19 protein-coding genes are annotated in these 18,821 nt (G+C 61.7%); 9 read left to right on the top strand and 10 right to left on the bottom strand.

All coding sequences use genetic code 11. The features are described 5' to 3' along the window. Nucleotides 1–90: 90 nt before the first annotated feature. Together IF654_RS19895 and IF654_RS19890 are read right to left on the bottom strand one after the other, a co-directional pair. The gene (locus IF654_RS19895) at nucleotides 91–945 is read right to left on the bottom strand and encodes a MaoC family dehydratase (protein WP_048377187.1); all 855 of its coding nucleotides are present in this window, start codon (nucleotides 943–945) and stop codon (nucleotides 91–93) included. A gap of 3 nt (nucleotides 946–948) precedes the next feature. Next, on the bottom strand, nucleotides 949–2,301 hold the full coding sequence (locus tag IF654_RS19890) for a 3-oxoacyl-ACP reductase (protein ID WP_194862128.1): 1,353 nt from the start codon (nucleotides 2,299–2,301) through the stop codon (nucleotides 949–951). A gap of 123 nt (nucleotides 2,302–2,424) precedes the next feature. Here IF654_RS19890 and IF654_RS19885 point away from each other — a divergent pair, with 123 nt between their 5' ends. Next, nucleotides 2,425–3,699, top strand: coding sequence for an acetyl-CoA C-acetyltransferase (locus tag IF654_RS19885; RefSeq protein WP_047273249.1), 1,275 nt, complete (start codon nucleotides 2,425–2,427; stop codon nucleotides 3,697–3,699). A gap of 8 nt (nucleotides 3,700–3,707) precedes the next feature. Here IF654_RS19885 and IF654_RS19880 read toward each other — a convergent pair whose 3' ends face one another. Continuing rightward, nucleotides 3,708–4,742 (bottom strand): bile acid:sodium symporter family protein, encoded by a 1,035-nt coding sequence (locus IF654_RS19880; protein ID WP_047273278.1) that lies wholly within the window; start codon nucleotides 4,740–4,742, stop codon nucleotides 3,708–3,710. Nucleotides 4,743–4,824: 82 nt separating this feature from the next. On the opposite strand from IF654_RS19880, the gene IF654_RS19875 reads away from it, so the two are divergent. Beyond that, complete coding sequence (locus IF654_RS19875) at nucleotides 4,825–5,619, top strand: AraC family transcriptional regulator (RefSeq protein WP_047273250.1); 795 nt, start codon at nucleotides 4,825–4,827, stop codon at nucleotides 5,617–5,619. A 204-nt stretch (nucleotides 5,620–5,823) separates the two neighbouring features. Next, on the top strand, nucleotides 5,824–6,717 hold the full coding sequence (locus IF654_RS19870) for a PA4780 family RIO1-like protein kinase (RefSeq protein ID WP_047273251.1): 894 nt from the start codon (nucleotides 5,824–5,826) through the stop codon (nucleotides 6,715–6,717). A gap of 63 nt (nucleotides 6,718–6,780) precedes the next feature. On the opposite strand, the gene IF654_RS19865 is transcribed toward IF654_RS19870, so the two are convergent. Next, nucleotides 6,781–7,644 carry an MBL fold metallo-hydrolase gene (locus tag IF654_RS19865; protein ID WP_047280013.1) on the bottom strand — a complete coding sequence of 288 codons (864 nt, stop codon included), beginning with the start codon at nucleotides 7,642–7,644 and terminating at the stop codon, nucleotides 6,781–6,783. 96 nt (nucleotides 7,645–7,740) lie between these two features. On the opposite strand from IF654_RS19865, the gene IF654_RS19860 reads away from it, so the two are divergent. Genes IF654_RS19860 through IF654_RS19850 form a run of 3 tightly spaced genes read left to right on the top strand, consistent with a single transcriptional unit; the run spans nucleotide 7,741 to nucleotide 10,500 of the window. Next, nucleotides 7,741–8,070, top strand: a complete 330-nt coding sequence (locus IF654_RS19860; protein WP_047273253.1) for an ArsR/SmtB family transcription factor — start codon at nucleotides 7,741–7,743, stop codon at nucleotides 8,068–8,070. 50 nt (nucleotides 8,071–8,120) lie between these two features. Further along, nucleotides 8,121–9,686 (top strand): bifunctional protein tyrosine phosphatase family protein/NAD(P)/FAD-dependent oxidoreductase, encoded by a 1,566-nt coding sequence (locus tag IF654_RS19855; protein ID WP_080960165.1) that lies wholly within the window; start codon nucleotides 8,121–8,123, stop codon nucleotides 9,684–9,686. A 7-nt stretch (nucleotides 9,687–9,693) separates the two neighbouring features. Then, nucleotides 9,694–10,500: a sulfite exporter TauE/SafE family protein gene (locus tag IF654_RS19850; RefSeq protein ID WP_094987560.1), complete on the top strand. Its 807-nt coding sequence runs from the start codon at nucleotides 9,694–9,696 to the stop codon at nucleotides 10,498–10,500. Nucleotides 10,501–10,513: 13 nt separating this feature from the next. Here the strand turns inward: IF654_RS19850 and cueR are convergent, their stop codons facing one another. The 3 genes from cueR to IF654_RS19835 form a co-directional block, all read right to left on the bottom strand. Continuing rightward, nucleotides 10,514–10,915: a Cu(I)-responsive transcriptional regulator gene (gene cueR, locus IF654_RS19845; RefSeq protein ID WP_047273255.1), complete on the bottom strand. Its 402-nt coding sequence runs from the start codon at nucleotides 10,913–10,915 to the stop codon at nucleotides 10,514–10,516. A 13-nt stretch (nucleotides 10,916–10,928) separates the two neighbouring features. Then, nucleotides 10,929–13,316, bottom strand: a complete 2,388-nt coding sequence (locus IF654_RS19840; RefSeq protein WP_255164184.1) for a heavy metal translocating P-type ATPase — start codon at nucleotides 13,314–13,316, stop codon at nucleotides 10,929–10,931. Nucleotides 13,317–13,412: 96 nt separating this feature from the next. Next, complete coding sequence (locus IF654_RS19835) at nucleotides 13,413–13,793, bottom strand: hypothetical protein (RefSeq protein ID WP_047273256.1); 381 nt, start codon at nucleotides 13,791–13,793, stop codon at nucleotides 13,413–13,415. Between the two features lie 148 nt (nucleotides 13,794–13,941). Between IF654_RS19835 and IF654_RS19830 the strand changes: the two genes are divergently transcribed. Continuing rightward, the gene (locus tag IF654_RS19830) at nucleotides 13,942–14,142 is read left to right on the top strand and encodes a heavy-metal-associated domain-containing protein (RefSeq protein ID WP_047273257.1); all 201 of its coding nucleotides are present in this window, start codon (nucleotides 13,942–13,944) and stop codon (nucleotides 14,140–14,142) included. Nucleotides 14,143–14,263: 121 nt separating this feature from the next. Further along, entirely contained in the window at nucleotides 14,264–15,460 is a 1,197-nt protein-coding gene (locus tag IF654_RS19825) for a multidrug effflux MFS transporter (protein ID WP_047275244.1), read from the top strand. Nucleotide 15,461: 1 nt separating this feature from the next. Here IF654_RS19825 and IF654_RS19820 read toward each other — a convergent pair whose 3' ends face one another. Further along, the gene (locus IF654_RS19820) at nucleotides 15,462–15,632 is read right to left on the bottom strand and encodes a hypothetical protein (protein WP_162841622.1); all 171 of its coding nucleotides are present in this window, start codon (nucleotides 15,630–15,632) and stop codon (nucleotides 15,462–15,464) included. Nucleotides 15,633–15,755: 123 nt separating this feature from the next. Next, nucleotides 15,756–16,769 (bottom strand): zinc-binding alcohol dehydrogenase family protein, encoded by a 1,014-nt coding sequence (locus tag IF654_RS19815; RefSeq protein ID WP_094987559.1) that lies wholly within the window; start codon nucleotides 16,767–16,769, stop codon nucleotides 15,756–15,758. A gap of 120 nt (nucleotides 16,770–16,889) precedes the next feature. On the opposite strand from IF654_RS19815, the gene IF654_RS19810 reads away from it, so the two are divergent. After that, nucleotides 16,890–17,795, top strand: a complete 906-nt coding sequence (locus tag IF654_RS19810; RefSeq protein WP_047275247.1) for a LysR family transcriptional regulator — start codon at nucleotides 16,890–16,892, stop codon at nucleotides 17,793–17,795. A gap of 38 nt (nucleotides 17,796–17,833) precedes the next feature. Here the strand turns inward: IF654_RS19810 and IF654_RS19805 are convergent, their stop codons facing one another. Further along, on the bottom strand, nucleotides 17,834–18,787 hold the full coding sequence (locus IF654_RS19805; protein ID WP_047273261.1) for an adenosine deaminase: 954 nt from the start codon (nucleotides 18,785–18,787) through the stop codon (nucleotides 17,834–17,836). Between the last annotated feature and the right edge of the window lie 34 nt (nucleotides 18,788–18,821).

Below are 18,821 nucleotides of genomic sequence, written 5' to 3'. Positions count from 1 at the left end.
CTCTCCAGAAGGCGCAAAGCTTGCGACCGAATGGACGTGGGCGCAAGGGGGGCGCTGGCGCGGCCGACACCTGCGCCGACTGGAGGTGAATTAACTCAACGGCCGCCAGCGCCCGACCATGTGCACCAGGTCTGCATGGCCATTGAGCTGAAAGTCGCCACTGGAACCGGCTTCGCTGCTGTGCAAGTTCACTTCGGCGGGCAGGCGCACCGGTTTTTTGAAGTCCACCGTGATTTCGACATTGGCCGCAGGCAAGTGCGAATTCAACGCGGCCAGCGTGCGGGCTTCAAGCCACAGCCCGTGGGCGATAGCGGTCGGCAGATCGAACAGCTTGGCGCTGGCGGCGCTCAGGTGGATCGGGTTGTAGTCCCCAGACACCCTGGCATAACGGCGCCCGATGTCGGCCGGGGCGTACCAGCGCGTCAACTCGGTCATGCCGCTCGCAATACTCGCAGCAGGCTGGGGCGCGTCGCCCGGTAAATCGACGCCTTTGCACAGCAAGGTACTTTGCGCCTCCCACAGCGGTCCGATGAGGTCGTCCACCTGAGTCACCACGTCGAACGTCGCACCTTTGGGGTGTTTTTGCAGATTGTTCGCGGACACGCCAATGCGCAGTTGAGACACGCCGCCCATGGGCCGCAGCACGCGAATCTGATTGCTCAGGTGGATCAACCCCAGCAGCGGAAACGGAAAGTCTTTGTCGGTCAGTAACTGCATTTGCAGCCCGAACGCCAGGAGGTGCGGGTAGGTCGGTGGCAACAGCGGGCTGGAAGGCAGGTCGCAGACTTCACGAAACGCCTCCAGCGGTTTGCCGTCCACCGTCACCCAGCAACGCAGCCCTTTATCAGGCAGGGTGTCGCCGGTGATTGTGCGCTTGGTCGCCGCGCGGGCGTACAGGGCGGGCAAGTGCGGCGGGGTGTCGAGGTCGAGCCAATGGACAGTCATGGGTCAGGCCCCCAACACGCTTTGGCCGCACACCCGCAGCGTTTGGCCACTGATCGCGCCCGAGCCCGGTTGAGCGAGCCAGGCCACTGCTTCAGCGACGTCCTGGGGCAAACCGCCCTGGCCCAGCGAACTCATGCGTCGACCCGCTTCGCGCAGGGCAAACGGAATGTGCGCGGTCATTTGCGTTTCAATAAAGCCCGGCGCCACGGCGTTGATGCTGATGCCGCGCTCACCGAGCAACGGCGCCCAGGCTTGCGCCAGACCGATCAGCCCGGCTTTGCTCGCGGCGTAGTTGGTTTGCCCGCGATTACCGGCAATGCCGCTGATGGAGGCGAGCAGAACGACGCGCCCGTTGTCCTGCAGGGTGCCGCTGTCGAGCAGGGCTTTGGTCAGCACTTGGGGCGCATTCAGGTTGACCGCCAGCACTGCGTCCCAGTACTCGGGGGTCATGTTGGCCAGGGTTTTGTCCCGGGTGATGCCGGCGTTGTGCACCACGATGTCGATGCCCTCCGGTAAGTGTTCGATCAGCTGCGGGGCGGCGTTTTCAGCACAAATGTCCAGCGTGATACTGCGCCCGCCGATACGGGCCGCGAGGGCTTCAAGGTCGTTTTTGGCCGCTGGCACGTCCAGCAGGATGACGTCGGCGCCGTCCCGGGCCAGGGTTTCCGCGATGGCTGCGCCAATGCCGCGGGCCGCGCCGGTGACCAGCGCCTTGCGCCCGGCCAGTGGTCGCGTCCAGTCACTGACCGGCGTTGCGCAGGCAGACAGGCGCAGCACCTGGCCACTGATAAACGCGCTTTTGGGCGACAGGAAAAACCGCAGCGCCCCTTCCAGTTGATCTTCGGCGCCCTCGTTGACGTACAGCAATTGCAGGGTGCCGCCGTTGCGCAATTCTTTGGCCAGCGAACGGCTGAACCCTTCAAGCGCCCGCTGGGCACTGGCGGCAAACGGATCGCGTTGACGTTCAGGCGGGCGGCCAAGGATCACCAGATGCGCGCCAGATTGCAGGCTACGCAGCAGCGGCTGGAAAAATTCGCGCAGCTGTTTGAGCTGGTCGGTGTGCAGCACATCGCTGGCATCAAACACCACGGCCTTGAGGGCGGGGCCCTGGCCTGGAATCCACGGGCTGGCGGCCAAGGGCTCGGCGCCATAGCTGAACACGGCGTCGGTGAGTTTATTGGCAAAAGCCTTGATGTGTCGGACCAGCGGGCCGCCGCCCATCAGCAGCGGGCCTTCTACCGGGCGCAGACGTCCGGCTTGCCAGCGTTCCAGTCGCACCGGTGACGCAAGCCCTACCGCGCCGACCAACCGTCGGCCGAGGGATGAGTTGGCGAAGTCGATATAACGGTCTGACATGGAACACTCTCCGACACATGGGGTTCAAAGGGTTGACCACAGAAAGACAAGGGTCGTTCGTTAAAGGGTGATAGCACCTACGCTTGTAACGACAAATGGTTACTCAATCAAAGGGGACGTCTTATGACTTTGCGCCGTGTAGCGATTATTGGCGGTAATCGAATTCCGTTTGCCCGGGCTAACGGGCCGTACGCGAGGGCCAGTAATCAGGCGATGCTGACGGCTGCGCTGGAAGGGCTGATCGAACGCTTCAACCTGCATGGCGAGCGTCTGGGCGAAGTGGTGGCCGGGGCGGTGCTCAAGGATGCACGCGATTTCAGCCTGACCCGCGAATGTGTACTGGGCTCACGCCTGTCGCCGCAAACCCCGGCCTACGATCTGCAACAAGCGTGCGGCACCGGGCTGGAAGCAGCCTTGCTGGTGGCCAATAAAATCGCCTTGGGGCAGATCGAGTGCGCGGTGGCAGGCGGGGTCGACACCACGTCCGATGTGCCGATTGGCCTGAATGACGGGTTGCGTCAGTGGCTGTTGCAGCTCAACCGCACCAAGGCGCCGCTGGACAAGCTCAAAGCCGTGCTGCAATTGCGTCCGCAGTTTTTGAAACCGGCGTTCCCGCGCAATGGCGAGCCGCGCACCGGGTTGTCGATGGGCCAGCACTGCGAGTTGATGGCGCAAACCTGGCACATCCCCCGCGCCGATCAGGATGCCTTGGCCCTGCACAGCCATCAGGCGCTTGCCACGGCGTATCACGAAGGCTGGGAAGACGATCTGGTCACGCCCTTTTTGGGCCTGACTCGGGACAACAACCTGCGCACGGATTTGACCCTGGAAAAACTGGCCGCGCTCAAGCCGGTTTTTGAGCGCAGTGCCAAAGGCACGCTGACGGCCGGTAACTCGACGCCGCTGACCGATGGCGCGTCAGTGGTGTTGCTGGGCAGTGAAGCGTGGGCCAAGGCGCGCGGCTTGCCGATTCTGGCGTACCTGCGCGATGGAGAGACCGCAGCGGTGGATTTCGTACACGGTGCAGAAGGCCTGCTGATGGCCCCGGTGTATGCCGTCCCACGTTTGCTCGCGCGCAATGGCCTGAGTCTGCAGGACTTCGACTACTACGAAATACACGAAGCGTTTGCAGCGCAGGTGCTCTGTACGTTGAAAGCCTGGGAAGACCCCGAGTACTGCAAAACCCGCCTGGGGCTGGACGCGCCGCTGGGGGCGATTGACCGCAGCAAGCTCAACGTCAAGGGCAGTTCGTTGGCGGCGGGGCATCCATTTGCGGCCACTGGCGGGCGTATCGTGGCCAACCTCGCCAAGTTGCTCGACGCCGCCGGCCAAGGGCGCGGGCTGATCTCGATTTGCGCGGCGGGCGGGCAGGGCGTCACCGCGATTATCGAGCGTTAACCCGCGCGTTAGGGCATCGGCGCGGCCGGGGCGTTGGGGATAAGAGGGTCGGCCGCTTGCCGACGGCGGCTGGCATAGTTTTCTGCCATCACTGAGCACACGATCAGTTGCAGCGGGTGGTAGATCATGATGGGCAGCAGGATCAAGCCCAGCCCAGGGTTGGCGCCGAAAATTAGGGCGGCCATGGGCGCACCCGCCGCCAGGGATTTCTTGCTGGCGCAGAACACGGCGGCAATTTCATCGGGCGTGCTGAAGTGCAGCGCACGGGCGGTGCGGGTGGTCATCCACAGAATGACCGCGAGCAGCACGGCGCTGCCGACAAAGGCGCTGAGAATCACTGACGATCCCTGTTGTTGCCACATCCCCGAGACCATCGAGTTGCAGAACGCCGCGTACACCAGCAACAGAATCACCAGTTTGTCGACGATGCTGGTGTAACGCTTGTGCCGGGCAAAAAAACGGCCGAACAGCGGGCGCACCAGTTGCCCCAGCACCAGCGGCAGCAACAACAGGGCGCAGAGGTCGAGCAGGGTGGCGCCGAGGTCGATTCCGCCTGTGCCGCTGCCGACCACGACACTCACCAGCAAGGGCGTCAGGAAAATCCCCAGCACACTCGACAGGCTGGCGTTGAGAATCGCTGCCGGTACGTTGCCGCCCGCGCTGCCGGTGAGTGCCACCGACGATGAGATGGTGGAGGGCAGCGCGCACAGGTAGAAAAAGCCCAGCATCAACAGCGGCGGGACATGGCTGCCCATTAGGAGGTCGGCCCCCAGCCATATCAGCGGGAAGACGACAAAGGTGAAGCCTTGCACCATCAGGTGCAGGCGCAGGTTTTTCAGGCCGTGGCGGATCTGCTCGCTGGACAGGTTGACCCCATGCAGGAAGAACACCAGGAACACGCCGATGTTGATGACCCACTCTGCGTGCATGGCGCCGCCGGTGCTGCCGAACGCGGGGAACAGGTACGCCAGAAACGTGGCCAGCACCATGCCGCACAGAAACCAGTCAGTGAATACGCGTTTGAAGTGTTTGAGCACAGGCATCGCAGGCACCGCAATGTTGTAAGAATTGATGACATAGCCTAACGTCGGCCTGATCTGACGTCTCGCGACATAAGGCCAATCCATGCCGCCAAACGGACAACGCGGCCCTCAACGGGCGATTCCCCAACTCGACGCACTGCCCCGGCCGCTTTATGCGCGGGCCGAGAGCCTGGGCGCGGGTTCCTGGACGCCGCGCCATCGGCATGACTGGGTGCAGTTTTCTTACGCCATCAGTGGCGTATTGGGGGTGCACACCGACCAGGGCAGCTTTTTCGCCCCGCCGCAGTGGGGGATCTGGATTCCGGCGGGGCTGGAGCACGAGGTCATGACCTCGATGCGCGCCGAGATGCGCAGCCTGTATGTGCGTCGTGAAGACTGCCCGTGGGCGCCCGATCATTGCCGGGTGCTGGAGGTCACGCCGCTGGCCCGCGAGCTGATCAAGCGCTTTTGTGCGCTGCCGGCCAACTACCCCGAAGCAGGCGGCCCCGAACAACGACTGGTGAGTGTGTTGCTGGACCAATTGGCCGAATTGCCGGAAGTGGGCTTTTCGTTGCCATTGCCTCACCACCCGCGCCTTCTGGTGCTGTGCAATGAATTAATTGAAACCCCTGATGCCGAAGTCAGCGTGGGGCTGTGGTCGGCCCGGCTGGGCGTGTCGGAGAAAACCTTGATGCGATTGTTTCAACGTGAGACAGGCTTGAGCTTTCGTGGCTGGCGCCAGCGGGTACGCTTGCTGTCGTCGTTGCGGGTGCTGGAAGACGGTGCTCACGTCACCCGGGCGGCTCTGTCCTGCGGCTATGAGTCGACGTCGGCGTTCATCGCCGCGTTCAAGAAACTGTTTGGCGCCACGCCCGGCGAGTTGTTTCGCCATCACTGAGCGTCGGGCGTTCAGGCGGTGCTCGCCCATCGGGGCTCGTCTATCATTCAGAAGGTTTGGCGCAGGATGTGCCGGACTGTCAGGTGTACAGGGAGTGCTTGCAAGCGACTTGGAATGCGGCGCCCCTCTCCCCGTGGTGCGCGGATTGCCGTATAACGAGTGACATTCGCGTGTTTGGTAATAAAGGACCCACAATAAAAGCTGATGAAGACTCCAAAACGCTTAGAACCCCTGATCGAGGACGGTCTGGTCGACGAGGTGCTGCGCCCACTTATGAGTGGTAAAGAAGCAGCTGTGTACGTAGTCCGCTGCGGCAATGAGCTGCGATGCGCCAAGGTTTACAAGGAGGCTAACAAACGAAGTTTTCGCCAGGCCGCCGAATATCAGGAGGGTCGCAAGGTTCGTAACAGCCGTCAGGCCCGAGCGATGGCCAAAGGCTCGAAGTTCGGTCGTAAAGAGACCGAAGACGCCTGGCAAAACGCCGAAGTGGCTGCGCTGTTCCGTCTGGCTGGCGCCGGGGTGCGGGTTCCCAAACCGTTCGACTTCCTGGAAGGCGTGCTGTTGATGGAACTGGTGGCCGACGAATACGGCGACGCGGCTCCGCGTCTGAACGACGTGGTGCTGGAGCCGGACCAGGCCCGTGAATACCACGCGTTTTTGATTCAGCAGATTGTGCTGATGCTGTGTACCGGTCTGGTTCACGGTGACTTGTCCGAGTTCAACGTGCTGCTGACCCCGACCGGCCCGGTGATTATCGACCTGCCGCAAGCGGTCGATGCCGCCGGCAACAACCACGCGTTCAGCATGCTGGAACGTGACGTGGGCAACATGGCGTCGTACTTCGGCCGGTTTGCGCCGGAGTTGAAGACGACCCGATACGCCAAGGAAATGTGGGCGCTGTATGAAGCGGGCACGTTGCACCCTGGCAGCGTGTTGACGGGTGAGTTTGATGAGCCGGACGAGCTGGCCGATGTCGGCGGAGTGATGCGCGAGATCGAAGCGGCGCGGCTGGATGAAGAACGCCGTCAGGCCGTACGGGCTGCCGATGAGGCTCCCCCGGGCAAAACCGAAGAGCCGCCTCCACCGTGGATGCAGTGATTCGATGAAGCAAAAAAACCGGCTGCGGCCGGTTTTTTTGTGGGCGTTGTTCCCCCCGCTGGCTTAAAACCGGTTCAGCGGGACTTTCAGGCTGTGTATGCCTTTGTCGTCGGCAGGCGGCAGGTTGCCCGCGCGAATATTGATCTGGATCGCCGGAATCAAGAGTTGCGGCACCGACAAGGTTGCGTCACGGGCGGTGCGCATCGCCACAAAACTTTCAAGGTCGAGGGTGTCATTCACGTGGATGTTGCGCGCCCGCTGTTCACCCACGGTGGTTGTCCAGGCCACGTCGCGGCCTTCGGGCGGGTAGTCATGGCACATGTATAACCGGGTGGTCGGCGGCATAGACAGCAGGCGTTTTATGGACTGATACAGTTGCCTCGCGTCGCCCCCCGGGAAGTCGCAGCGGGCCGTGCCGACATCGGGCATGAACAGGGTGTCACCGACAAAAATGTGGCTGTCTTCGATCTGGTACGCCATGTCCGCCGGGGTGTGGCCGGGCACATGCAAGGCGCGCACGTGCAGCGGCCCTATGTGAAACACCTCGTCAGGGGTAAACAATTTGTCGAATTGTGATCCGTCCTGCCGGAACTCAGGCTCAAGGTTGTAGAGGTCGCGGAACACACCCTGCACCTGGGTGATGGGCGCTCCAATGCCAATGTGGCCGCCGAGTGTTTTCTTCAGGTAGGCACTGGCCGACAAGTGATCGGCGTGGGCATGGGTTTCCAGCAGCCAGTGCACCGTCAGGCCACGGGACTCGACAAAGGCGGCGATCCGGTCCGCACCCTGGGTGCTGATGCGCCCGGCGGCGGCATCGTAATCGAGCACCGGGTCGATGATCGCGCAGGCGCCCGCCGTGGCGGCGTACACCACGTAGCTGACGGTGGAGGTAGCGGGATCGTAAAAGCCCTGTATTTCGGGGTGCATGGCGGCCTCACATCAGTCGATACAATTCTTAATATATTGAAAGATATATTATTGAATCGTAAACTGTCGACCGTTATGTCGGCAGGGGTTTTTTCAATGTCTGTACAGCTCACCCATCACCAAATCGGTCTGCTGCGCGATTCGGCGTCCAAAGCCTGCCTGCTGCTCAAGGCGCTGGCCAACGAAGATCGCCTGTTGCTGTTGTGTCAGTTGACCCAGGGCGAGCGCAACGTGGGCGAGCTTGAGGCGCTGACCGGTATTCGTCAGCCCACGCTGTCTCAACAGTTGGGTGTGCTGCGCGATGAAGGGTTGGTCAATACCCGGCGCATGGGCAAGTTCATCTTCTATTCCCTCGCCAGTTTCGAAGTGGTCTCGGTCATGCAAACCCTGTCCGGTTTGTACTGTGGTCAAGCGTTGAAGCAGTAACGCGCAGCGGGACCCGATCCATTCATTTTCAGTTGTGCCTGGAGTGCTCAATGGAGCAAAACATCAAGCGAATCGACGCGTGCTTTTCGGTGGCGGGTCAAATCGGTCAGTCTGATCTCCAAACGTTAGCGGGGCAGGGGTTTCGCAGTGTGATCTGCAACCGGCCCGATCATGAAGGCGGCCCCGAACAACCCGAGCACACCGCGCTCCGCGACGCCGCGCAGGCCCTGGGGTTGAGTTTTGCGTATGTGCCTGTGGCCACCACCGGGGCGACGGCGCAGGACGCCGAACAGATGCGCACCGTACTGGCGCAACTGCCGACGCCGATTCTGGCGTTTTGCCGCACCGGCAATCGCTCCTCCAAATTGTATGAACTGGCCACCCGTGGCACTCGCGAAGCGGCACCGTATGACATCGTCGTGATCGGCGGCGGCTCGGCCGGGATCTCGGTGTGCGCGAGCCTGCTCAAGCGGGATGCGGCGTTACGCATTGCCGTGGTTGAACCCAGCGCCGAGCATTACTACCAACCCGCGTGGACGTTGGTGGGTGGCGGCGCCTATGACGTGAAAAACACCGTGCGTGCCACGGCTGACGTGATGCCCAAGGGCGCCACCTGGGTCAAGGCGTCGCTGTCTGCCTTTGCCCCCGAGCGCAATGTGGTGCTGCTCAGTGATGGCAAGGAGTTGACCTATCAGCAATTGATCGTCTGCCCGGGGTTGGAACTGGCTTGGGAGAAAATCGAGGGCCTGGAAGAGACGCTGGGCCAGCATGGCGTGACCTCCAACTACCGCTATGACCTCGCGCCCTATACCTGGGAGCTGGTGCGCACGTTGCGCGGCGGTACGGCGCTGTTTACCCAGCCGCCCATGCCGATCAAGTGCGCAGGCGCGCCGCAAAAAGCCATGTACCTGGCCTGTGACCACTGGCGTAAACAGGGGGTGCTGGACGCGGTAGCGGTCGAGTTCAACCTGTCGGGCGCGGCGTTGTTCGGTGTCCCGGCCTTTGTGCCGCCCTTGATGAAATACGTTGAAGCGTACAACGCCACACTGGTGTTTCAGTCCACGCTGGTGAAGGTCGACGGCCCTGGCAAAACGGCCTGGTTTGATGTGACGGACGCTGACGGCAATGTGAGCCGTCAGCAGAAAACATTCGACATGTTGCATGTCGTGCCGCCGCAACAGGCGCCGGATGTGATCCGTCGCAGCCCGTTGGCGGACAGTGCCGGTTGGTTTGAAACCGACCCGGCCACCTTGCAGCACCCGCGCCATCCGGAGATTTTTGCCCTGGGCGATGTGTGCGGCACGCCGAATGCCAAAACGGCCGCAGCGGTGCGCAAGCAAGTCGTGGTGGTGGCTGAAAACCTGATCGCCCTGCGCAAGGGCGCTGCGCTGAGCAAACGCTATGACGGCTACGGTTCGTGCCCGCTGACCGTCGAGAACGGCAAAGTGATCCTGGCCGAGTTCGGCTATGGCGGCAAATTGCTGCCAACGTTCCCGCTGGACCCGACTGTCGCGCGTCAGTCAGCGTGGTTCCTCAAGGCGTCTTTCCTGCCGTGGTTCTACTGGCAAGGCATGCTCAAGGGGCGCGAGTGGTTCACCGACTGCTCGGGAAACTGACCGGCCTATGTTGACCATTCTGTTGGGCGTTTTGGTGGGCGTGGTGCTGGGGTTGACCGGTGCCGGGGGTGGCATTTTGGCGATTCCGGCGTTGACCCTCGGTGTGGGGTGGACGCTGGCACAGGCCACGCCGGTGGCGTTGCTGGCGGTGGGCACAGCGGCAGCGTTGGGTGCGCTCGACGGCTTGCGCAAAGGCTTGGTGCGCTACAAGGCCGCCGCGCTGATGGCGTTGGTGGGTTCGATCACTTCACCGGTGGGGTTGTATCTCGCCGCGCTGTTGCCCGCCAGGGTGCTGGTGTTGCTGTTTGGCTGCGTGATGATTTTTGTGGCCGTGCGCATGTTTCTCCAGGCCCGGGCCGATGGCCGTGAAGGGGCCAGCGAAGGGGTTCTGGAAAAAAACTGCATGCTCAACCCAGCCACCGGCCGCCTGACCTGGAATGCACGGTGCAGCCTCACGCTGGTGTCGATTGGCGCCACGTCAGGCTTGCTCACCGGGTTGTTGAGTGTGGGCGGCGGGTTCTTGATCGTGCCGGCGTTTCGCAAGTTCAGCGATGTGCGCATTCACGCCGTGGTGTCCACCTCGCTGATGGTGGTGGCGTTGGTGTCACTCGGCACGTTGGGCAATTTGATGCGTCAGGGCGTGAGCCTGTCCACCGAGGGTGTGCTGTTTATTGTCGCCACACTGGTGGGGATGATCGCGGGCCGGGTGATTTCGCCCAAGGTCTCCGCGCAGTTATTGCAGCAGGGGTTTGCCGTGTTGTGCGCGTTGGTGAGTGTGCTGATGTTCGCCAAAGTGCTCATGATGAGCCTTTGACGAAACGCCTGGCTCAGGCGCAGCAACTGCCCGACGCCAGGCCCTTGAGGATCGGGCAGTCAGGACGGTGGTCGCCCTGGCACGTATCGACCAGCTCTTGCAGGGTGTCGCGCAGGCTGGTCAGTTCAACGATTTTTTGGTTCAGCTCATCGATATGCTGGCGCGCCAGCGCTTTCACGTCGCTGCTGGCGCGCTGGCGGTCTTGCCAGAGCGCCAGCAGTTTGCCGACTTCGTCCAGAGAAAACCCCAAGTCCCGCGAACGCTTGATGAAGGCCAGGGTGTGCAGGTCGTCGTCGCTGTACAGCCGGTAGCCGCTGTCACTGCGATGGGCAGGCTTGAGCAGGCCGATGGACTCGTAATAACGAATCATCTTGGCGCTCAGTCCACTGTGCTTCGCGGCTTGACCGATGTTCATGACGACTGCCTCCTCACTCAAGGTCCTTGGGTTTCCAGAACTTCAGCAACAGTGCATTGCTGACCACGCTCACGCTGGAAAAGGCCATCGCGGCCCCGGCCAATACCGGGTTCAAAAAGCCGAAGGCCGCCAGCGGAATCCCGATCACGTTGTAGATAAACGCCCAAAACAGGTTTTGGCGGATTTTGGCGTAGGTCTTGCGGCTGATTTCCAGCGCGGCAGGCACCAGACGCGGGTCGCCGCGCATCAGGGTGATACCGGCCGCATGCATGGCCACGTCTGTGCCGCCGCCCATGGCAATGCCGATGTCGGCCGCCGCGAGCGCCGGGGCGTCATTGATGCCGTCGCCTACCATGGCGACCACCCCGGTTTTTTTCAACTCGGCCACCGTGGCGGCTTTGTCGGCGGGCAGCACCTCGGCGTGAACATCCTGAATACCCAACGCTTCGGCCACCACCTTGGCACTGCCTTTGTTGTCGCCAGTCAGCAAGTGGCTGCTGATATGGCGCTCGGTGAGCTGCTGCACGGCGGACAGTGCCCCCGGCTTCAAGGTGTCGCCAAAGGCGAACAGGCCCAGCACTTTGGGCTGTGGGCTTTGCTCGATCAGCCACGACAAGGTGCGGCCTTCGGCTTCCCAGGCCGCGGCGGAGTCGGCCAGCGGGCCGGGGGTGAGCCCGGTTTCTTCCAGCAGGCGACGATTACCCAGCGCCAGACGACGGTCCAGCAAGGTGCCAGCGATCCCTCGGCCCGTCAGCGACTGGCTGTCCGTGACATCGGGCACGGTCAACTGACGCGCTGCGCAGGCATCGAGTACGGCTTTGGCCAAGGGGTGCTCGCTGCCGCGTTGCAGTGCCCCGGCGGCTTGCAGCAATTGCGCTTCGTCCCCCGAGACGGCACTGAAATGGGCAATTTGCGGGGTGCCGGAGGTCAGCGTGCCGGTTTTGTCGAAGACCACGGCGCTGACTTCATGGGCGCGCTCAAGGGCTTCGGCGTCTTTGATCAAAATGCCATGCCGGGCAGCCACCCCGGTTCCGGCCATGATCGCCGTCGGGGTGGCGAGGCCGAGCGCGCAGGGGCACGCGATGACCAGCACGGCGACAGCGTTGATGAGCGCGGTTTCAATCGGCGCGCCGTAGAACCACCAGCCCAGTAACGTCGCCAGCGCAATCAGCAGCACCACGGGGACGAAAATCTGGCTGACTTTATCCACAAGCTTTTGAATCGGCGCCTTGCCCGCCTGTGCGTCTTCCACCAGGCGAATAATGCGCGCCAGTACGGTTTCAGTGCCCAGCGCCAGGGTTTTGATCACCAGACGACCTTCGCCGTTGATGGCGCCACCCGTGACGTTATCCCCAGGCTGTTTTGGCACCGGCAGGCTTTCGCCGCTGATCAGGGCCTCGTCGGCATGGCTTTGACCTTCGACCACTTCGCCGTCTACCGGGAAGCGTTCGCCGGGTTTGACCAGTACCAGGTCGTTGAGGCGCAGGTCGCTGATGGCCACGTCCTGTTCCTGCCCATCGACCACCCGCAGGGCGCGTTCGGGGCGCAAGGCTTCAAGTGCCCGGATGGCGCTGGCGGTTTGGCGTTTGGCGCGGCTCTCAAGGTATTTACCCAACAGCACCAGCGCGATCACCACGGCCGAGGCTTCGAAGTACAGGTGGGGCATGGTGCCGGGGGCGGCGATGGCCCATTCATACAGGCTGAGGCCGTAACCGGCACTGGTGCCCAGTGCGACGAGCAAGTCCATATTGCCTGCACCGGCTTTGACGGCTTTCCAGGCGGCCACGTAAAACCGTGCGCCGAGGATGAACTGCACCGGAGTGGCCAGCAGAAATTGCGCCCAGGCGGGCAGCATCCAGTGCAGGCCGAACGGCTCGACCAGCATCGGCAGGACCAGCGGCAATGCCAAAACGATGGCCGCCACCAGCGACCAACGCTCACGGCGCAGGCGTTTGTGTTGATCGTCTTGGGTGGCGTGGACATTTTCTGTGAGTTGGGCGCTGTAGCCCGCCTTGGTCACCGCCTCGATCAGGCGGGCGGGGTCGATAGGTCCCAGCGATTCGATGTGCGCCCGCTCACTGGCCAGGTTGACGGTGGCGTTTGTCACGCCGGGAACTTTGGCCAGGGCTTTCTCGACCCGACCTGCACAGGAGGCGCAGGTCATGCCGCCGATGTTCAGCTCTACGGTCTGGCTGGGCACGCTGTAACCGGCCTGGGCGACCGCTTCAAGCAACAACGGCAGGCTGTCGGCAGGCGCTTCGATACGCGCCTGTTCAGTGGCCAGATTGACACTGACCGATGTCACACCGGGCACCTTGGCCAGCGCTTTTTCTACGCGGCCGGCGCAACTGGCGCAGGTCATGCCGGCGATCGGCAAGTCGTATTGAATGGGCACGAACAATCCTCCTCAAGAAGTTATCTATCCATAGAATCGACCTTGACCCGGTGGGAAGGTCAAGGCGCTTGTCAACCGTGACGGCCGTCTTCTTGACGGTGCTTAATATTCGAGCTTGGCGGGCTTGAGGTAGAGGCCGCCTTTTTGCAGGGCAATGCGATATTTGCGTACATCGCCCGCTTTCAAGGTGAGGGTTTGAGACGGCGGGGCCAGCATGCCCGGCAGACAACCCGGGGCTTGGCCCGGCAACGACTTGAGGCGAATGCTGATCGGGCCGGGCGGGAAGTTAAAGGACGTGGCTTGTTCCTGGAACAAGCGGCCAGCCAGTTGATCGTCTACATAAAGACCGATTTCGCAATTGGTGGGCACCTCAAGGCGCTCGCGGGAAATGATCAACACGCCGTAGTCCTGATCAGCGTTTGCCCACAACGGCAAGCTGGCAAGACCTAAAAGGCTGACTAGGCTCAAAGCGGACCAGCGCATGGCTACGTATCCTGTTTTTAAATCGGAAGGTTTGCAGCTTGGCCGAGCGCGAAACAGATTGCCAGCCTCGTGTCACTGCACCCGGGCTTGACCTTGCCATGATGGCAAGGTGGACACTCTGAACCTCACTAACCAAGGAGTGAACACAATGCACGTTTTTAAAGTTGACGGTATGACCTGTGGCGGATGCGTGGGCTCGGTAACTCGGGCACTCATAAAGGCAGACGAAGACGCAAAAGTTGAAGTGGACTTGCAGAGCAAAACCGTGAAAGTGGAAAGCAAATTGCCTGCACTGGAAATCATCGATGTCATTACCACGGCGGGTTTTGACGCGCGCACGGCCCATTAACGCATTGTCGGGTTGTGCCTCATCAGGGGTTTATTAGCTAGCTCGCTATCTTTATGTTCAAGATCCGTCAGCACAGCTAGACTACCGGGTCGCGCTGACACTCGTCCGACCTGGATCCCTGATGAACTTTAGAACCATTTTGATTCTCGGCGCTTTGAGCGCCTTCGGTCCCTTGGCCATCGATTTTTACTTGCCGGGTTTCCCGGCGATGGCCCAGGCATTTGCGACCGATGAAAAACACATTCAACTTACGCTGGCGGTTTACTTTCTGGGCCTGTCGATCGGTCAGTTGGTCTACGGTCCCATTGCTGACCGCTTCGGTCGGCGCGTGCCTTTGTTGGTGGGCGTCGGGTTGTTCACGGCGGCGTCGTTTGCCTGTGCCTTTGCGCCCTCGCTTGACTGGCTAATCGGGGCGCGTTTCGTTCAAGCCCTCGGCGGTTGTGCGGGGATGGTGCTGTCGCGGGCGATTGTCAGTGACAAGTGCGATGCCGTGGGCTCGGCCAAGGTGTTTTCGCAACTGATGCTGGTCATGGGGCTGGCGCCCATCCTGGCCCCGATGCTCGGTGGCCTGCTGGTCAATCTGTACGGCTGGCAGGCGATTTTCATTGTCCTGACGTGCTTCAGCGCCCTGGCGGCGTTGGCCGTGGCGCTGGGCTTGCCGGAAAGTTTACCGGCCAATGTGCCACGTCAACCGTTGTCCGGTGCGTTGCGCCAGTACGGCCGCTTGCTCAAGGATCGTGAATACCTGGGGCATGCGCTGACCGGCGGGATCGCCATGGCCGGGATGTTCGCCTACATCGCGGGCTCGCCGTTTGTCTTCATCCAGTTGTATGGCGTCCCGGCCGAGCATTACGGCTGGCTGTTCGGCAGCAATGCGGCGGGCTTCATTCTCGTGGCTCAGGTCAACGCGCGGTTACTGGCCAAGCGTGGCCCGGCCTTTTTGCTGTCGCGCATGGTGTGGCTGTACCTGGCCGCTGGTTTGACGCTGTTGGGCATCAGCGCCTTGCACACGGAACAACTGTGGCCGCTGTTGATCCCGCTGTTTATTTGCATCGCCAGCCTGGGTTGCATCATTCCCAATGCTTCGGCCTGCGCCATGAGCGGGCAGGGCGCACGGGCGGGTAGCGCCTCGGCGTTGCTCGGCTGTTTGCAGTTCAGCGTGGCGGCCGCGGCGGCGTGGCTGGTGGGGGTATTGCACGATGGCAGCGCCATGCCGATGGCCATGGTCATCAGCTTGTGCGGGATTTTGGCGGTGTCGATCGCGATGGCAACCCGGCGGCTGTACACCGCGCGGATTGCCGCTCAAACCTCGATTTGATTCAGCCCGCCATTCGCTCAGGCAATCTGTGCGGGGCTTGCAAGCGTGTGCGCAGCGTGTCCACAAAGGCTCTGGCCTCCGATTCGCTGCGAAAGTTGATGGCTTGCTGGTCGATTTGAACCTGCCACTGGCAGTCGCGGGATCTTGCTAACGCTTTTATCAGGATTTTCATTTCTGGCCTCCTCAGGTTCGCAAAGGAGGCCAGTGTATGCCCGATAAGGCTGAGAAATATGACGGACATCAAGTCTCTGACTGACGGTTACACAATGGCCAGATCAGTCACGTCAGGCGTTTCTCAAAACCCTTCCAGCACAATTTTGCCCTTGGACTTTCCGCTCTCCAGCAGCGCGTGGGCGCGGCGCAGGTTAGACGCGTTGATGGTGCCGAAATGTTCGCCCACGGTGGTGCGCAGGGTGCCCGCGTCGATCAGTTCTGCGACCCGGTTCAGCAAGTGATGCTGTTCAATCATGTCCGGGGTTTCGAACAGCGACCGGGTGTACATGAACTCCCAATGCAGGGACAGGCTTTTGCGTTTGAGCAGGGCAATGTCCAGCGTCTTGGGGTCGTCGATCAGGGCCAGTTTGCCCTGGGGTGCCAATGCCTCGACCAACTGCGCCAGGTGTTGATCGGTCTGGGTCAGGCTGGCAACGTGAGTCACGGCGTCGATGCCTGCCTGCTTCAAGGCTTCGCTCAGGGGCTGGCGATGATCGACGATCACATCGGCGCCCAGTTCGCGCACCCACGCCTGGGTCTCTGGACGCGAGGCGCTGCCGATGACCTTGAGCCCGGTAAGCTGACGGGCCAGTTGTGTCAGGATTGACCCCACGCCGCCCGCCGCACCGACGATCAACAGACGTTGGTGCAGGTCAGTCTTGCCTTGCGCGATGCCGAGGCGTTCAAACAACAGTTCCCACGCAGTGATGGCCGTTAAAGGCAGTGCCGCGGCGTCGGCGAAGCTCAGGCTGTTGGGCATGTGACCGACGATGCGTTCGTCGACCACGTGACGTTCACTGTTGGCACCGGGGCGGGCAATCGAACCGGCATAAAACACCTTGTCGCCCACCTGGAACAGACTGACGTCACTGCCTACGGCCTTGACCACCCCCGCCACGTCCCATCCCAACACCTTAGCTGTGCCCGCGTCGGGCTGTGTGTTTTGCCGCACCTTGGTGTCGACCGGGTTCACGGAGATAGCCTTGACCTCCACCAGCAGGTCTCGCGGCCCGGCGACAGGTTCAGGCAGTTCAATATCTTGCAGGGCTTGCGGGTCTTGAATGGGCAGCGAATGGTAATAACCGACGGCTTTCATGGGGGCATCCTGTAGAGAGGGACAGCGTGGGGCGATGATTCGCTATTTCCTGGCGTAGTAAAACCGGCTAAAACGGCAGGCTCTTTCAATATTTTTTTGATAATAGGCGGTGTTTTCAGCATGGTGCGCTTTGACGACCTGCAAGTATTTGTCCGCGCGGCTGATCTGGGCAGCCTGTCAGCCGCGGCCCGGGTCATGGACATGTCACCTGCGGTGGCGAGCGCCGCCCTCAAGCGCCTGGAGGCTCAGTTAGGTGCGCGCCTGCTGGCACGCTCAACCCGCAGCCTGCGTTTGACGGCCGAGGGGCAGGGGTTTCTGGACTATGCGCGCAAGGCATTGGGTAGCCTGGAGGAAGGTCGGCGGCTGTTGTCCCGTGGGCAGGATCAGGTCAGTGGGGTGCTGCAACTCTCGGCGCCTTCAGACTTCGGGCGAAATGTCTTGCTGCCCTGGCTTGATGAGTTTCAGCGTGAGCATCCGCAACTGACGGTGAGGCTGCTGCTGGGGGACCGTATCGCCGATCTGTTTCGCCAGCCGGTGGACATCGCCTTGCGCTATGGCGAGCCAGAAGACTCCAGTTTGGTCGCCTTGCCGGTGGCGGCGGACAATCGTCGGGTGCTGTGTGCGTCACCCGCCTATCTGGCGCGGGCTGGCGAGCCGCATCAGCTCGAACAATTGCTGCAACACAATTGCTTGCTGTACATGCTCGGCACGCGGGTGCACGACCATTGGCGATTTGATGACGGCAAGCGTGAGACCGGGCTGACCGTGAGCGGCGACCGTTTCAGCGATGACGCTGATGTGGTGCGTTTGTGGGCGCTGGCCGGTGCGGGCATTGCTTATAAGTCCTGGCTGGACGTGTCTGCGGATGTGCAGGCGGGAAGGTTAAAGGTGCTGATGCCCGAGCGGGTGGGGGAACGGGCGCCGTTGAACATGTTGTGCGCCCACCGGGCGCAGTTGAGCAAACCGGTGAAATTGTTACGTGACATGCTCAGCGAGCGCTGTGCTGAACGGGCGCTGCGCCGGTAATCGCCGCCGCCCGCCACGGCAGCGATTACGCACACGCTTTACGGCTTGATCAAACGGGCATCCAGGCCGTTTTGCGCCAGACGCTTGGCCTGGTCTTCGGTCATGCCCAAGTGGGTGTGCAAGGCGTGGAAGTTCTCAGTCATGTACCCGCCGAAGTACGCCGGGTCATCGGAGTTCACCGTGACGTTCACGCCACGCTCCAGCATGTCGAGGATGTTGTGTTGCGACATGTGATCGAACACGCACAGTTTGGTGTTGGACAGCGGGCACACGGTGAGCGGTATTTGCTCCTCGATAATGCGCTGCATCAAGCGCTCATCTTCAATGGCACGCACGCCATGGTCGATCCGCTGAATTTTCAGCAGGTCCAGGGCTTGCCAGATGTATTCCGGCGGACCCTCTTCGCCAGCGTGGGCTACGGTCAGGAAGCCTTCGTCGCGGGCGCGATCAAAGACGCGCACAAACTTGCTGGGCGGGTGGCCCATTTCCGAGCTGTCCAGGCCCACGGCGATAAAGGCATCGCGGAACGGCAACGCTTGATCGAGGGTCTTTTCGGCTTCTTCTTCGCTCAAGTGGCGCAGGAAGCTGAGAATCAAACCGCTGGTGATGCCCAGTTGCTGTTCGCCGTCCTTGAGTGCAGCGGCGATGCCGTTAAGCACGACTTCGAACGGGACGCCGCGGTCGGTGTGGGTTTGCGGGTCGAAGAAGGGTTCAGTGTGAATGACGTTCTGCTCTTTGCAGCGCAACAGGTACGCCCAGGTCAGGTCGTAGAAGTCTTGCGAGGTGCGCAATACGTCCGCGCCCCGGTAATACAGGTCGAGAAACTCTTGCAGGTTGTTGAAAGCGTACGCTTTGCGCAGGGTTTCGACGTCGTTCCACGGCAGGGCGATCTTGTTGCGTTCAGCCAGAGCGAACAGCAGTTCAGGTTCCAGAGAACCTTCAAGGTGCAGGTGCAGTTCCGCTTTTGGCAGGGCGTTGAGCCAGTCGTACATAGAGGTTGTTCTCATCAAATCAGGTACAGATGGC

It is taken from the genome of Pseudomonas lundensis, assembly GCF_015377145.2.
GTDB classification, from domain to species: domain Bacteria; phylum Pseudomonadota; class Gammaproteobacteria; order Pseudomonadales; family Pseudomonadaceae; genus Aquipseudomonas; species Aquipseudomonas lundensis.
This window is presented reverse-complemented; position numbering and strand designations above follow the sequence as displayed.